The organism is Mariniflexile soesokkakense, assembly GCF_039650365.1.
GTDB lineage: Bacteria > Bacteroidota > Bacteroidia > Flavobacteriales > Flavobacteriaceae > Mariniflexile > Mariniflexile soesokkakense.
Window position 1 is genome coordinate 1 of the sequence record NZ_JAZHYP010000005.1, and the last position, 15488, is coordinate 15488.

Annotated in this window: 14 protein-coding genes and 1 tRNA gene; 4 read left to right on the forward strand and 11 right to left on the reverse strand. The window is 34.6% G+C overall.

The annotated features are described in order from the left end of the window. Positions 1 to 254: 254 nt before the first annotated feature. From VP395_RS11055 to VP395_RS11070, 4 genes are all read right to left on the reverse strand, one after another. Positions 255 to 2807 carry an adenosylcobalamin-dependent ribonucleoside-diphosphate reductase gene (locus VP395_RS11055; protein WP_346242074.1) on the reverse strand — a complete coding sequence of 851 codons (2553 nt, stop codon included), beginning with the start codon at positions 2805 to 2807 and terminating at the stop codon, positions 255 to 257. Positions 2808 to 2993: 186 nt separating this feature from the next. After that, positions 2994 to 3953, reverse strand: a complete 960-nt coding sequence (locus tag VP395_RS11060) for a DUF3078 domain-containing protein (protein WP_346242075.1) — start codon at positions 3951 to 3953, stop codon at positions 2994 to 2996. A gap of 79 nt (positions 3954 to 4032) precedes the next feature. Further along, entirely contained in the window at positions 4033 to 5211 is a 1179-nt protein-coding gene (locus VP395_RS11065; protein WP_346242076.1) for an AIR synthase related protein, read from the reverse strand. 183 nt (positions 5212 to 5394) lie between these two features. Next, positions 5395 to 7581 (reverse strand): glutamine synthetase III family protein, encoded by a 2187-nt coding sequence (locus tag VP395_RS11070; RefSeq protein WP_346242077.1) that lies wholly within the window; start codon positions 7579 to 7581, stop codon positions 5395 to 5397. A gap of 260 nt (positions 7582 to 7841) precedes the next feature. On the opposite strand from VP395_RS11070, the gene VP395_RS11075 reads away from it, so the two are divergent. Beyond that, positions 7842 to 8864, forward strand: coding sequence for a glutamine synthetase beta-grasp domain-containing protein (locus VP395_RS11075; RefSeq protein WP_346242078.1), 1023 nt, complete (start codon positions 7842 to 7844; stop codon positions 8862 to 8864). 75 nt (positions 8865 to 8939) lie between these two features. Here the strand turns inward: VP395_RS11075 and VP395_RS11080 are convergent, their stop codons facing one another. Then, complete coding sequence (locus VP395_RS11080) at positions 8940 to 9884, reverse strand: calcium/sodium antiporter (protein ID WP_346242079.1); 945 nt, start codon at positions 9882 to 9884, stop codon at positions 8940 to 8942. Between the two features lie 460 nt (positions 9885 to 10344). Between VP395_RS11080 and VP395_RS11085 the strand changes: the two genes are divergently transcribed. Next, positions 10345 to 10497: an SsrA-binding protein gene (locus VP395_RS11085; RefSeq protein WP_346242080.1), complete on the forward strand. Its 153-nt coding sequence runs from the start codon at positions 10345 to 10347 to the stop codon at positions 10495 to 10497. A gap of 54 nt (positions 10498 to 10551) precedes the next feature. Here the strand turns inward: VP395_RS11085 and VP395_RS11090 are convergent. Continuing rightward, a tRNA-Arg gene (locus VP395_RS11090) sits at positions 10552 to 10625 on the reverse strand. A 188-nt stretch (positions 10626 to 10813) separates the two neighbouring features. Here VP395_RS11090 and VP395_RS11095 point away from each other — a divergent pair. Further along, entirely contained in the window at positions 10814 to 11371 is a 558-nt protein-coding gene (locus VP395_RS11095) for a YeeE/YedE family protein (protein ID WP_346242081.1), read from the forward strand. Between the two features lie 3 nt (positions 11372 to 11374). Further along, complete coding sequence (locus tag VP395_RS11100; RefSeq protein WP_346242082.1) at positions 11375 to 11788, forward strand: DUF6691 family protein; 414 nt, start codon at positions 11375 to 11377, stop codon at positions 11786 to 11788. A 1-nt stretch (position 11789) separates the two neighbouring features. On the opposite strand, the gene VP395_RS11105 is transcribed toward VP395_RS11100, so the two are convergent. From VP395_RS11105 to VP395_RS11125, 5 genes are all read right to left on the reverse strand, one after another. Continuing rightward, positions 11790 to 12065, reverse strand: coding sequence for an ATP-dependent Clp protease adaptor ClpS (locus VP395_RS11105; RefSeq protein WP_346242083.1), 276 nt, complete (start codon positions 12063 to 12065; stop codon positions 11790 to 11792). Positions 12066 to 12118: 53 nt separating this feature from the next. Further along, positions 12119 to 12955, reverse strand: coding sequence for a 50S ribosomal protein L11 methyltransferase (prmA, locus tag VP395_RS11110; RefSeq protein ID WP_346242084.1), 837 nt, complete (start codon positions 12953 to 12955; stop codon positions 12119 to 12121). 134 nt (positions 12956 to 13089) lie between these two features. Continuing rightward, the gene (tpiA, locus tag VP395_RS11115) at positions 13090 to 13839 is read right to left on the reverse strand and encodes a triose-phosphate isomerase (RefSeq protein ID WP_346242085.1); all 750 of its coding nucleotides are present in this window, start codon (positions 13837 to 13839) and stop codon (positions 13090 to 13092) included. Positions 13840 to 13878: 39 nt separating this feature from the next. Beyond that, complete coding sequence (locus VP395_RS11120; protein ID WP_346242086.1) at positions 13879 to 14358, reverse strand: TlpA family protein disulfide reductase; 480 nt, start codon at positions 14356 to 14358, stop codon at positions 13879 to 13881. A gap of 35 nt (positions 14359 to 14393) precedes the next feature. After that, on the reverse strand, positions 14394 to 15470 hold the full coding sequence (locus tag VP395_RS11125) for an ABC transporter permease (RefSeq protein WP_346242280.1): 1077 nt from the start codon (positions 15468 to 15470) through the stop codon (positions 14394 to 14396). Positions 15471 to 15488: the final 18 nt, after the last annotated feature.

Here is a 15488-nt window from a genome sequence, read left to right on the forward strand (position 1 = left end):
CCTCTCTTTTGTTCTTTCTGATTTAATTCAAATTTAACTAAAAGACAAACTTAAGACGTGTATAATTAATTGCTAGTTAGAGCTTACTTACGAAAATTCCGCTGGAATTTTGTATCTGTGATTTGTTTGCTAAATTAGTTGCTTAAACACGCAACTAACCATACACAAACACGTTAAACGATCACTCCAGAAACTCAACAAAAAGGAAGCCAATATAAAATTAACTTCCTTTTTTTAAACATCATAAAAAAGCACTATCCACATTTAGAAGAGCCACAATCTTTACACGTTAAGCAGCCTTCTTGGTATATTAAGTTTTCCGATTTGCAATTATCGCACTGATAGCCTTTGGCTTGTGTACCATCTTCCACATAGCGTTTTAAGGCACGACCTACACCGTTTTTCCAAGAGTTGATAAAAGCACTATCTAGCTGTAAACTATTAATTAAATCGACAACTTTATCAATTGGCATACCGTGGCGTAACGTACTTGAAATAAGTTTGGCGTAGTTCCAAAACTCTGGGTTAAACTTATGAGATAGGCCTTCAATAGTGGTTTTATAACCTCGGGTATTTTTGTATTGAAAATCGTAACGCGATGTACCATCTTCATTTCTGTTTTTAATAATAACACCTTCATTAACCCAACGTGGTATTAAAATACCATCTTCATCATCAGCCAATCCTGTAAATATTTCATACGGTTTGCCATCAATTAAGCCAATAAATGCAATCCATTTTTCTTTACTATTTTGAAAACGAACCACATCAGCTTCCAAGGTTTGCGGACGTTTTGTTGGAAATGTAGTTAATGACGCTTCTGTACTTTCTTCTTTTTCTTCATTTGAAATCAACACCCCTGAGCGAGAACCATCTCTGTAAACAGTTACTCCTTTACAACCTACTTCCCAAGCTTTTAAGTATAACGCACCAACCAATTCTTCATTCACATCGTTAGGTAAATTAATAGTTACACTTATGGAATGATCTACCCATTTTTGTATAGCGCCTTGCATGCTTACTTTACTCATCCAATCAACATCATTAGACGTTGCCTTGTGGTAAGGCGATTTTTTAATTAGTTTATCAATTTCTTTTTGTGAGTAGTTTTTCGTTGTATCAATACCATTTACTTCCATCCATTGTTTAAAACGGTGGTGAAACACTACGTATTCTTCCCACGAATCTCCTACTTCATCAACAAAATCTACACGGGCTTCCTTGTCATTTGGATTTACTTTGCGTCTGCGTTTGTAAACCGGTAAAAATACAGGTTCGATACCCGATGTTGTTTGCGTCATTAAACTGGTTGTTCCTGTTGGCGCAATGGTTAACAGCGCAATGTTTCTTCTGCCATATTCTAACATTTCATAATATAGTTGGCTATCGGCGTCTTTTAATCGTTGAATAAACGGATTGTTTTTTTCGCGTTCAGCATCAAAAACTAAAAACGAACCGCGCTCTTTTGCTAAATGTACCGAACTTCTATAGGCTTCAATAGCAATGGTTTTATGCACTTCAAGCGAAAACGCATTACCTGCTTCACTGCCGTATTTAATGCCTAAGGCCGCCAACATATCGCCTTCAGCAGTAATACCAACACCTGTACGTCTACCTTCTTCGGCTTTCTTTTTTATGTTAATCCATAAATTACGTTCGGTAGCTTTTACTTCATCTAGCTCTGGATCTTCGTTTATTTTAAGAAGAATATTATCAATTTTTTCTAACTCTAAATCGATGATATCATCCATAATACGTTGTGCTACTGCCACGTGTTTTTTGAATAAATCGAAATTAAAACTAGCAGTTTCGGTAAATGGATTTTCAACATATGAAAATAAGTTGATTGCTAACAATCGGCAAGAATCATAAGGACATAACGGGATTTCACCGCATGGGTTTGTTGAAACGGTTTTGTAACCTAAATCGGCATAACAGTCTGGTACCGATTCATTAATAATGGTATCCCAAAATAAGATACCTGGTTCAGCAGATTTCCATGCGTTATGAACTATTTTTTTCCATAACGAATTCGCATCAATGGTTTTTGATACTTTTGGGTTACTACTGAAAATGGGATATTTTTGAGTGTATTCAGTGCCGTTTTTAACCGCTTCCATAAACGCATCGTCTATTCGAACGGATACATTCGCACCTGTAACTTTTCCTTGTTCTAATTTCGCATTAATAAAATCTTCAGAATCTGGGTGATTGATAGATACCGATAACATTAACGCGCCACGACGTCCATCTTGCGCCACTTCCCTAGTTGAATTTGAATAACGCTCCATAAAAGGTACAATGCCCGTAGAGGTTAATGCGGAATTTTTTACCGCAGAGCCTTTGGGACGTATGTGTGACAAATCATGACCAACACCACCACGACGCTTCATGAGTTGTACCTGTTCTTGATCTACTTTCATGATGCCACCATAGGAATCGGAACCACCGGAATTCCCAATAACAAAACAATTTGAAAGTGATGCAATTTGGTACGGATTGCCAATACCTGCCATTGGACTACCTTGCGGAACGATGTATTTGAAGTCTTTTATTAAATCAAAAATATCGTTTTCAGATAATGGATTGGCGTATTTTGCTTCAACTCTTGCTAATTCTTTAGCAATACGACGATGCATATCATTTGGGGTTAACTCATAAATATTCCCTTCAGAATCTTTTAGCGCATATTTATTTAACCAAACACGTGCAGCAAGATCGTCTTGATTGAAATAGTTTAAAGAAGCATTGAAAGCTTCATCTTGTGTATAGGTTTTAGGAAGTGTTTTGGTTAGTTCAGGATTCATTGTTATTATAATTTATGGTTGCTAAAAATACAAACCATAAAATAACAAAAAAAATAACACTTAAAACATGATAAAAATCATAAAGTTTACAACAAAAAATATATAAAATATTGATTTTTAGATTATTAAAAATTTATCAACATAAAAAAGTTAACAAATTTATTTAACACTGAAGTAAGGGGTTAATTAAAAATCTACAGCGAAACCAATGCCTAAAAACTGTTTCCACTGTACTTTAGCTCCAGCCTCATCAGTCTCACCTTCAATATCAGATGGTTTTGTAGTTTTAATATCATCATCGTATCTTAAATGTGAACCAAGTGTCGCTTTTACAAAATTATTTACTTTAAAATCGAAGTCAAGCCTCCAGTCTACATCTACGTTTCCAAAATTATTTATATAATCGGAATAAAGGCTCACCTGTTGCTTCACTTTAATATTTGTTGCAACTTCCATTTCGTAGCTATTATTTATTAAAATGCCTACCTCTTTTCTAATACGTTCTCCTGGAACAATAATATTACCTTCACTATCTAAAACAGCACGCGTAACACCAAACTTACCTGCATTTGCCAAATCTTCATCTAATACAAATGTTGCTTTTAATGTTAATGGTGAAAAGTAAAAAGATAATTGGTCTATATTTTTACCATATTCCATACCCCCTCCAAAAAACAAATAACCCGGAGCCATCAATCTTGAAATTGGCGTATCTTTATTTGGATATTTATAACCGTTTGCTAATTGGGTTCTAAAATTAAGTTTTGCAGAATAATACCAATTTGTTATACTGTCTGGCTTAAAACCAATATCTGAATTTAATTCAAATAAATCGTCGGTTTTCCTAAGTTCTCTCGCTTGCTGTTTATTAACACCGTAACGCATTACTGCATTGTTTCTCCATGAAAAATACTTATCGGTATAATTAGCTGAAGATTCCATTCCAAAAAGTCCAGAAATAGAATTGCTACCCCCAGAATTCCAATTTACAAAAGCCACTTCGTTTAAATTTACCGAAGCTTTATTTTTTTGAATCCATTCTGGACCGTCGTATTTTGGTGCCTTTGTTCTTAAAAATAAAGTATCTGGTTGAGATTGTGCAAGCTGAAAAAAGAAACAAACAGCGACTAATAAAACATGCTTCATAATAATGTATTCGGTTGGTTTTTACAAATTAGCATTTTCATCAATAACTATTCCGTTTTAATAAAAAAAAGACAAAAATTTAATAACTAAACTCTCCAAACTCACTTTTTATTGTAAGCTTTTTGGTTTTTGACGCTTCAACACGACCAATTATTTTAGCATTTACGCTGAAAGATTTCGATATATTAATGATATTTTCTGCAATTTCCGGAGACACATACAATTCCATTCTATGCCCACAGTTAAACACTTGGTACATTTCTTTCCAATCGGTTTTTGATTGTTCTTGTATTAGCTTAAATAATGGTGGAATAGGAAACATATTATCTTTTATGATATGAAATTCATCAACAAAATGAAGAATTTTAGTTTGTGCCCCACCAGAACAATGCACCATACCATGTATTTGGTCACTACTATATTCTAATAGTATTTTTTTGATAATAGGTGCATAGGTACGTGTTGGAGACAACACCAATTTACCTGCATCTATTGGAGAATCCTCCACAGCATCTGTTAATCTTATATTTCCAGAATACACCAAATCTTCTGGAACAGAAGCATCAAAACTTTCTGGGTATTTATGTGCTAAATAGGTATTAAAAACATCGTGACGCGCAGAGGTTAATCCGTTACTTCCCATACCACCGTTATACGACTTCTCATAAGACGCTTGTCCAAAACTTTCTAAACCTACAATAACATCGCCTGCTTTAATATTGGCATTATCAATAACGTCGCTACGTTTCATACGAGCTGTTACCGTAGAATCTACGATGATGGTACGCACTAAGTCGCCCACATCGGCTGTTTCACCACCGGTTGAATGAATGGTAACACCAAAATTCTTTAATTCTGAAATTAATTCCTCGGTACCGTTTATGATTGCTGAAAGCACTTCACCTGGGATTAAATTTTTATTTCTCCCGATGGTTGAAGATAGCATAATATTATCTGTTGCACCTACACACAACAAATCGTCTATATTCATTATTAGTGCATCTTGCGCAATGCCTTTCCAAACAGAAATATCGCCTGTTTCTTTCCAATACATATATGCAAGTGACGATTTTGTGCCCGCACCATCGGCATGCATTATTAAACAATAATCATCATCATTTGTTAAATAATCCGGAACTATTTTACAGAATGCTTTTGGAAACAATCCTTTATCTATGTTTTTAATAGCATTGTGAACATCTTCTTTTGATGCAGAAACGCCACGTTGTGCATAGCGTTTAGAAACTTCTTGACCCATAGTATTGTATTGAGCCGCAAAGTTAATTTTTTGAATTAAAAAATCCCGCTTTTTACAACGGGATTTTATTATTTGTTACTAACCTTCATGTTGAGTAGCGTTAGGGATTGAAGTGGAAAGCCCACAGCGAGGTACGAGCGAGGACTTGTAACGAAAAGCCCGACCCTTGTGGTAACGCCCAAATTATCTGGTAAACAGCAACTCTCTGTATTTTGTTAATGGCCAAATCTCATCGTCAACCAACAGTTCTAATTTGTCGCAATGTTTACGAATATCATCGAATAACGGCTTTACTTGGTAACAGTAAGCTAGTGCCTTTTCTTCAATATTTTCGATAGCATTTGCTTTTCTACGCTCGTTTGTCATTTTTGTAACCGTGGCATTTATTCCTTTAATATGACTGGATATTTCTTCAATTAAATTGATTTGTTCTTGCGATACGGCTTTATAATTCTCTTCAAAAATTTCTTTTAAACCTTTTACATTTTCGATTAAAATGTTTTGATATTTAACAGCGGTTGGAACGATGTGATTACGAGCAACATCACCTAACACCCTACCTTCAATTTGAATGTGCATAATATAGGCTTCCATTTCAATTTCGTAACGTGCTTCCGATTCTATTTTACTCATCACATTCATGTCTTCAAACAATGCTATTGATTTTTTTGAAATTTTAGCTTTCAAAGCTTCAGGAGTGCTTTTATTATTACTTAAGCCGCGCTTCTTAGCTTCATCTTCCCAAGCTTTTCCGTAACCATTGCCCTCAAACAAAATAGCTTTTGTAGATTTTATATACTCCCTTAGCACATTAAAAACAGCTTCATCCTTTTTGAGTCCTTTTTTATCAATTAAAAGATCTACTTCTTTTTTAAAATCTATTAATTGTTTCGCCACAATAGTATTTAAAACCGTCATGGGATTACCACAATTTGCCAAAGACCCAACGGCTCTAAATTCGAATTTATTACCAGTGAATGCAAAAGGTGAGGTTCTGTTTCTATCTGTATTATCCAGTAAAACATCTGGAATTTTACCAACAACGTTTAGTTTAAGCTCGGTTTTTTCTTCTGGTGATAACTTGCCCTTGGTAACCCCTTCTAACTCCTCTAAAACTTTGGTTAGTTGCTGCCCAATAAACACCGACATGATTGCCGGTGGCGCTTCGTTGGCACCCAATCTATGATCATTACTAGCCGATGCTATAGAGGCTCTTAACAATTCTTCATTCTCATAAACAGCTTTGATGGTATTTATAAAAAAGGTTAAAAACTGCAGATTACTCATTGGGGTTTTTCCGGGAGCTAACAAATTAACACCTGTATCGGTTGAAAGCGACCAGTTATTGTGTTTACCAGAACCGTTTATACCTGCAAATGGTTTTTCGTGAAATAGCACTTTTAAGTTATGACGCGATGCCACCCGCCCCATAATATCCATTAATAATGAATTATGGTCTACCGCCAAATTAGCTTCTTCAAAAATTGGCGCTAATTCAAACTGGTTTGGAGCTACTTCATTATGACGCGTTTTAACCGGAATACCTAAAAGCATACATTCGGTTTCCAGCTCACGCATAAAATTTAATGCCCTATTTGGGATAGACCCGAAATAATGGTCGTCAAGCTGTTGCCCTTTTGCAGATGAATGACCTAATAAAGTTCTGCCTGTCAATGTAATGTCTGGCCTACTGGCTGCAAGCAATCTGTCTATTAAAAAATACTCTTGTTCCCACCCTAACGAAGATGTCACCTTTTTAACGTTTTTGTCAAAATATTTACAAACATCTGTAGCCGCATTGTCAACTGCATTTAAGGCCCTCAACAAAGGTGTTTTATAATCTAGCGCTTCACCCGTATAAGCTACAAATATAGTTGGAATACAAAGTGTTGTACCATAAATAAATGCGGGCGATGTGGGATCCCAAGCAGTATAACCTCTAGCTTCAAAAGTATTTCTAATACCTCCACTTGGAAAACTAGAAGCATCGGGTTCTTGCTGCACTAATTGACTGCCACCAAATTTTTCAATAGCCATACCATTACCAATGGTTTCAAAAAAAGCATCGTGTTTTTCGGCTGTTGTTCCTGTTAACGGCTGAAACCAATGTGTATAATGTGTAACTCCTTTAGACAATGCCCAATCTTTCATGGAAGACGATACTTGATCTGCAATATTTCTATCAATTTTTTTACCGTATTGAATAGCATTCATAACACCTATAAAGGCATCTTTAGTTAAATATTGACGCATGGTATTTTCGTTAAACACGTTTTTCCCAAACAAATCGGAGCGACGTTCTTTCTCCTCAACCAAAACAGGCTTATTAGCAAGCGATTCTTTAATAGCATGAAATCTTAAAGTAGACATTGGCTCTATATAATTAAGTTATTGATTTTTTTTACAAAAGTAATAATATCGTAAATATAACATAAAGAATATGTTTTCATAGTGTTAAGAATTTTTCATTTTTTATATAAATAAATATACTTTTTTTAATAGATGCCTTAAAAAAATAGGGTATAAATAAAAATAACTTATGTTTTCACATTAACACCCCTGCAAACATGAAGTATCTCAATAAAAATATATATTTGTTGAAACATTATTAATTTCTCATTTTAAAAATTATGGCAAAAATTAAATTAGAATACATTTGGTTAGACGGTTATTTCCCAACTCAGAACATGAGAAGCAAAACCAAAGTAGAAGAGCATGAAAACTTTAAAGGAACTCTTGAAGAAATAGGAAATTGGTCTTTTGACGGATCTTCTACAAGACAAGCAGAAGGTGGATCTTCGGACTGTTTATTGGTGCCTGTAGCAATTTATCCTGATCCAGAGCGTATCAACGGATATTTAGTAATGACTGAAGTTATGAATGCTGATGGAACACCTCACGTATCTAATGGAAGAGCTACTATTGATGACGACAATGATGATTTCTGGTTTGGTTTTGAGCAAGAATATTTTATAATGGATACAGCAACACAATTACCATTAGGTTTCCCTGTTGGTGGCTATCCTGCACCACAAGGCATGTACTACTGTTCAGTTGGTGGAAAAAACACACATGGTAGAGATTTAGTTGAAGAGCATGCCGATTTATGTATTCAAGCTGGTTTAAACTTTGAAGGTATCAACCAAGAAGTTGCTTGTGGACAATGGGAATTCCAATTATTCGCAAAAGGTGCTAAATTAGCTGGTGACGAACTTTGGATTGCTAGATATTTACTTGACAGATTAACTGAAAAATACGGATACTATATTGAATACCACCCTAAACCACTTGGTAAAGACATGGATTGGAATGGTTCTGGTATGCATGCCAACTTCTCTAACTCTACATTAAGAACTTGTGGAGACAAAGAAGTTTATGCTAAGATTTGCGAAGCGTTCAGACCTCGTGTTAAAGAACATATTGCTGTTTATGGTGAGTTTAACGATCAACGTTTAACTGGTAAACATGAAACAGCTTCAATTAACGATTTCTCTTGGGGAATTTCCGACAGGGGCGCTTCAATTCGTATTCCATTAATCGCAGTTAATAAAGGTTGGAAAGGCTGGTTAGAAGATAGACGCCCTGCTTCTAATGGAGATCCATACAAAATTGCAGCAGTAATTGTTGAAACTGTTAAATCTGCTAAGATTTAATTTTTTTAAATAAATGTTATAATAAAAAGGGTTTGCTAATTGCAAACCCTTTTTATTTCTAATTATTCCTCATTACTATTTATGCGTAAATAACAGCATCATAAATATTCCATAAGCAAATACCAAACAGAAACCTTTAAATCTGTTAATTTCAAACTTTTTCCCAAGAAATACTATTGGTATTAGTATAAAGGCAAACCCTAACATCCAGAAAATATCGCGAGAAAGAATTAACGGTTCTGTAACATGTATTGGCTTTATTATGGCAGTTAAACCTAAAACGGTAGCAATATTAAAAATATTAGACCCAATTAAATTACCCAACGAAATGGCTTTTTCTTGTTTCGCCGCTGCTATAACCGATGCTGCTAATTCAGGAACGCTAGTACCCACTGCTATTAAAGAAACACCAATTACAGCTTCACTTACACCAATGGACAAAGCTATTTCTTTAGCCCCCTTAACCAACCAATCACTACCAAAATATAAAGCAGCAGCTCCAATAGCTAACCAAATAAATATTTTAAAATTTGAAACAATGCTTAGAGTATCATCTACTTCTTCAATAATTGCATCTTTTTTAGTGCTTTTAATTAATACAACTAAAAACAAAATAATACCCGCAAAGAGTATTATGCCTTCAAAAGCAGAAAGCATATTGTCATTTCTAAGAAAATAGTACAAAACAATGGAGAAAACCATCATAACCGGCCAATTAAGCTTGTAAAAAGATTTATCCACAGATATGCTACCTACCATGGCCGTAATACCTAAAACCAACCCAATGTTGGCAATATTTGAACCCACGACATTATTTATGGCGATAGCTGGTGAACCTGATAATGCCGCCTGTAAACTCACTAATAATTCTGGTACAGAGGTTGCAAAGGACACTACCGTCATCCCTATCACCATTTTAGAAATTTTAAATTTAAATGACAAAGCTACAGACGACCGTACAAGAAACTCGCCACCTACTACCAGTAAGGCAAAACCTAAAACAACTAAAACTACACTCATTAATTTAATTTTTTGCGAAGATAAATGAAAGTTAAAAGCTTGAAGTTAAAACTTTGAAGTTTTTATTTGAACTATAATTCAGAGCTCCCAGTTCCGTTAGCTAACGAAAATACACCTACAGTACTTTCGCTTTTCATGCTATTTATGAAAACAACCCTAATACTGGATTTGGAAATATTTTAATTGACAAAATACTTATCTAACTACATCACAATTAAACTAAAAAAATAAAATTGTTAAATTATGTCGATTTTAGTAAATCCATCAGGTCTCTATTATTGCAAAAATGCATCTTCAAAAAAAAACAATGACATTGTTAAACTATTAACTAACCTTAAATTATCATAACACTTGACAAACTAATAATCGTTCAAGTAATGTTCATTATATAAACCAACAAGCGTAAAACTTAGTCTAAAATAAGTTTTATTACTTTTGTATCTAAGAAGGTTTATAAAAAATGAAAAAGTACGTATTTAAATTTTTAGCAAAGCTTAACAAACTAACACTGCCCAGTTACTCACGGAGACAATTGGATTTAGCTAAAGCAACCAAACTTCAAATGGCCATTATTGGATGGAGATGGTTTGTAACAAAAAATGCATTAGATTAATTTTTTAGATAAAAAAAAAGACCTTCAATTTCTTGAAAGTCTTATTTACTTTTGTGACCTCGACTGGATTCAAACCAGTAACCTCTTGAGCCGTAATCAAGTGCGCTATTCAGTTGCGCCACGAGGCCTTTTTAAGTGGGTGCAAATATAATAATTTTATTAAAATATCACCAAATTTATTTCAATATTATAATCCATTTTTTATTCTTATAATTATACTTATATAAATAGTAATTTTAATAGAAATACAACTTAAGTAACATTTATTACAAAACTAAGTTTTACTTCTATTTACCTTTGCTTTAAATTAACAGCTATGAATTTTATTTTAAACCCGTGGCCTTGGTATATTTCGGGTCCACTTATAGCCATCATTATGGCACTACTTCTCTATTTTGGCAAAACATTTGGCATGTCTTCAAACTTAAGAACTATGTGTACAATGATGGGTGCCGATAAATATTCCAACTTTTTTAAATTCAATTGGAAAGACCAATCATGGAACTTAACAGTTGTTGCAGGGGCTATTATTGGCGGGTTTATAGCTACCCACTATTTATCAAACGATAGTGTAACCAATTTAAACCCTACTACCGTTACAGAACTACAACACATGGGTTTTAAAAATGCTGGTTCAAGTTTAGTCCCTAATGAAATGTACAACCTAGAAGCCATAAGATCTGTAAAAGGTTTACTATTATTAATTATTGGTGGATTATTGGTAGGTTTTGGAACCCGCTATGCTGGCGGCTGTACTTCAGGGCATGCCATTACAGGACTAAGCAGCTTACAAAAACCATCTCTAATTGCCGTTATCGGATTTTTTATTGGCGGCTTGATAATGACAAACTTTATTTTACCCTTAATTTTTTAGACAGTGAAGTATTTAAAATTCTTATTAGTAGGCGTGTTTTTTGGAATTGTTTTAGTTAAATCTGAAGCCGTATCCTGGTATCGTATTTATGAAATGTTTCGTTTTCAATCGTTCCACATGTACGGTATTATTGGAACTGCTATTGCTTCTGGAGTGCTATTTCTTCAAATTTCAAAGAAAGGCTATATAAAAAGCATCAAAGGAGCAGAAATTTTCGTTCCAAAAAAGGATAATGGATTGATAAGATATATTGTAGGTGGTACTATTTTTGGATTGGGTTGGGCGCTAATTGGTGCTTGTCCTGGCCCCATGTATATTTTACTGGGAACTGGTGTTTACAGCATGCTTATAGTAATTGCCGCTGCCGTTTTAGGTACTTTTATTTATGGCGTTCTGAAAGACAAACTACCACATTAAGCTATATAATTTCGGCACTTAACCCAGCATCAAGCAACATGCTGCAACGTGGTTTTAAATCATCGTAAAGTCCTGTTTTAACAGTGCATTTTCCTTTGTAATGAACTAACAATGCGCATTGTTCTGCTTGTTCTGCAGTATGCTCGCAGGCATAAATAAGTGTGTTTATTACATGATCGAAGGTATTAACGTCGTCATTAAACAACACAATCTCGTTTTGGGTTTCTACAGCTTCTTTTAATAATAATTCTTCTAATGTTTTTTCTTGAGTACTCATAATCAAATTTTAAAAGTTATACCTCTCGACTGCGCTCGAGGGGACATTTTACACTAATTTAAAAATTTTAAGGCAACCCAATGGTTTCTTTCCAATTTTTTGTCAAATTTTAACAAATACTTTTCGCACGTTTCTTGTATAACGGGAATGTCATCGTTATAAAATCCGCTTAAAAACAAGAGTCCTCCTTTATTTAAACAAGACACATAAGTTTCCATATCGTTAAGTAAAATATTACGATTAATGTTGGCTATAATGATATCGTATTTTCTACCTGACAAAACACTGGCATCGCCTTCTATCACTGTGATGTTTTCACAATTATTGCGTTCTACATTTTCTAAACTGTTCAAATAACACCAATTATCATAATCGATAGCATCAACAGGTTTTGCTCCTTTCATTTGAGCCAAAATGGCTAAAACACCTGTACCGCAACCCATATCTAAAACCGATTTATTGGTGAAATCATTTTTTAAAATATGCTGAATCATCATATGGGTGGTTTCATGATGCCCAGTACCAAAACTCATTTTTGGCTCGATGATGATATCGTATTGGGTATTTGGCTTTTCGTGGAATGGTGCACGAACCGAACAAACATCGTCAACTACAATAGGATTAAAATTCTTTTCCCATTCTTCGTTCCAATTGGTTTGCTCTATTTCGCTGAAGGTAAAATCTATTTTTATTTCTTCGGAATTTAATATTTGAACATCATCAAGTATGGAATCGTTCCACTCTTCTTTTTGAATGTATGCCGTAACACCTTCTTCGGTTTCTACGAAGCTTTCAAAACCTGCATAACCAAGTTCTGCTATAAGGATTTCTACTCCGGGTTGTAATGGTGTTACTTTAAATTCGTAACCTATATAAATGATATTGGACATGATGATTTACGAATATGGTTGTTTGTTGTGATTTGCGTTAGCGATAGAAACGGCATCCTTTTTGGCGCCCTAAAGCGCCAAAAAGATACAGTGTATAGCGCGACCCTTGCGGTAACGCCCAAATAATTATATACTTAAAATGCGTTTACAATAGCAAAAAAGTCGTCTGCATTAAGCGCAGCACCACCAATTAAGCCACCATCTACGTCTGGTTTTCCGAAAATTTCTTGTGCGTTGTTTGGTTTTACACTTCCACCGTATAAAATAGATACGCTGTTTGCTACATCGGTACCATATTTATTGTTTAAAGTTTTACGGATAAAAGCGTGCATGTCTTGCGCTTGCTCTGGACTAGCGGTTTCGCCGGTTCCAATGGCCCAAACAGGCTCGTAAGCCAACACGATGTTTTTAAAGGCAGATGCTTCTAAGTGAAATAAAGCATTTTTAATTTGGCTTTCTACAATTGCTTCGTGATTACCTGATTTTCTATCGGCCAACACTTCACCAAAGCAGAAAATAGTACGTAAATCGTTCGCCAATGCTGCATCTACTTTCTTAGCTAAAATAGCATCTGTTTCACCAAAATACTCACGACGCTCGCTATGTCCTAAAATAACGGTTTTTACACCTACACTTTTAAGCATACTGGCACTAATCTCTCCTGTATAAGCTCCATTAGCTGCAAAGTGCATATTTTGCGCAATTACCTCTACTTCAGTTTCTTTTAACGCTTGAAAGGCTTGAAAAAGGTTTGTAAAGGTTGGAGCGACCATAACCTCGGCATTTGATGTTTTCGATTTTGCTTTCAAAGCTGTAATTAATGATTCCGTTTGCGCTAAATCATTATTCATTTTCCAATTTCCTGCAACAATTTGTTTTCTCATTTTTAATTTACCTTTTAATGAAGGGATTTTATTAAGTTTCTATAAAATTTCTTTGATCCTTTTATCATCGGCCTCAATGGCTTTAAATAATTTAATGGCTCCATCTGCATCTACAACCATATATCTTGGTATCCAATCTAATTGAATGAATTCACCAAAAGGGCCTTTCCAGCCAGATTGCATAAAATAATGTTGTCCTTGTACATCGTATTTTTTAATGCCTCTTTTCCATGCCTCTTGGGTTTTATCCAAAGACAAAAATAGATAGGTTACATTCTTATTTGTTTTTTGCAAACTTTTAACTTTAGGCATACCACCAATACAATCTTTACACCAAGATGCCCAAACATCTATCACCAGCGTTTTTCCTTTATTAACTTCTAAAATGTCTTTAAAGCTTATAGAATTGCCTCGGAGTGTAACAAATGTATCATTTAATGCTGCTTCCGAAAATTTGGTAGGCACATCTTGTGCTTTACAGCTTAAAATACTAAGAAAGCATATTAATATATATTTCATGTTTTCAATTTATGCGATTCCTGTCTGAACAGGAATTATTCTAACTTCACTTTAGGATCTAACCAAACGTAAATGATGTCGACAAAAATATTAATAATTATGAAGAATAACGCGATTATTAACACCGAACCCATAATTACGGGCAAATCTAATGTGTTTAAAGCATTTACTATTTCTTTTCCAAGACCATTCCATCCAAAAATAAACTCTACAAAAACAGCACCAGCCAACATAGAAGCAAACCATCCAGAAATAGCTGTAACTACAGGATTTAATGCGTTTTTAACCGCATGTCTTTTTATAATTTGAAACTCACTAAGCCCTTTGGCCCTGGCAGTTCTAATATAATCCTGATTAAAAACTTCTAATAACGAGTTACGCATTAACTGAATAACCACCGCCAACGGGCGAATACCCAAAACAATAGCTGGCAATATGAGGTTTTTGAGTTGCATATGGTTGGCTTCTCCAAAATCGTCTAACTCATAAAGACTACCTGTCATTTCCAAATTTGTGTACTTGTGCAATACAAAACCAAAGAACCAGGCAAATAAAATGGCACTAAAAAACGAGGGCACACTCATACCAAAGGTGCTGAATATTTGTATGGTTTTATCAATCCAACGGTCTTTATAAAGTGCTGAAATAATGCCCAAAAAAATGCCAACCACCATGGCTATTATTATAGCCGAAACCGCTAGCACAAACGTATTTGGAAGTGTTTCACCTAAAACTGCACTCACTTTTTTACCTTGTTTTGTAAACGACTCGCGTAAATAAGGAAACTTTAAAACTGTTGTTGTATTTCCTATAGAGAATAATTTTGAGGCAGAATATTTACCTGTTTTTAAAAATGTATAATCCTGACTTTTATTTGAATGGAAGGATATGGGAGACAAATCGTTCAAATAATAAAAATATTGTGTACTTATAGGTTTATCGAAACCATATTTTTGTTTTACAATGGCTAATTGATCGCTGCCTTCGTTTTGCCCCAACATCATTTGTGCAGGGTCGCCAGGAAGCACGTTGAATAAAAAGAAAATAACAGTAACCACCCCAAACAAAGTGAGTAATGCGTAAGTGATTTTATTTAGAAGATAGGTTATCAGGTGTTTGGTGTTTGGTGT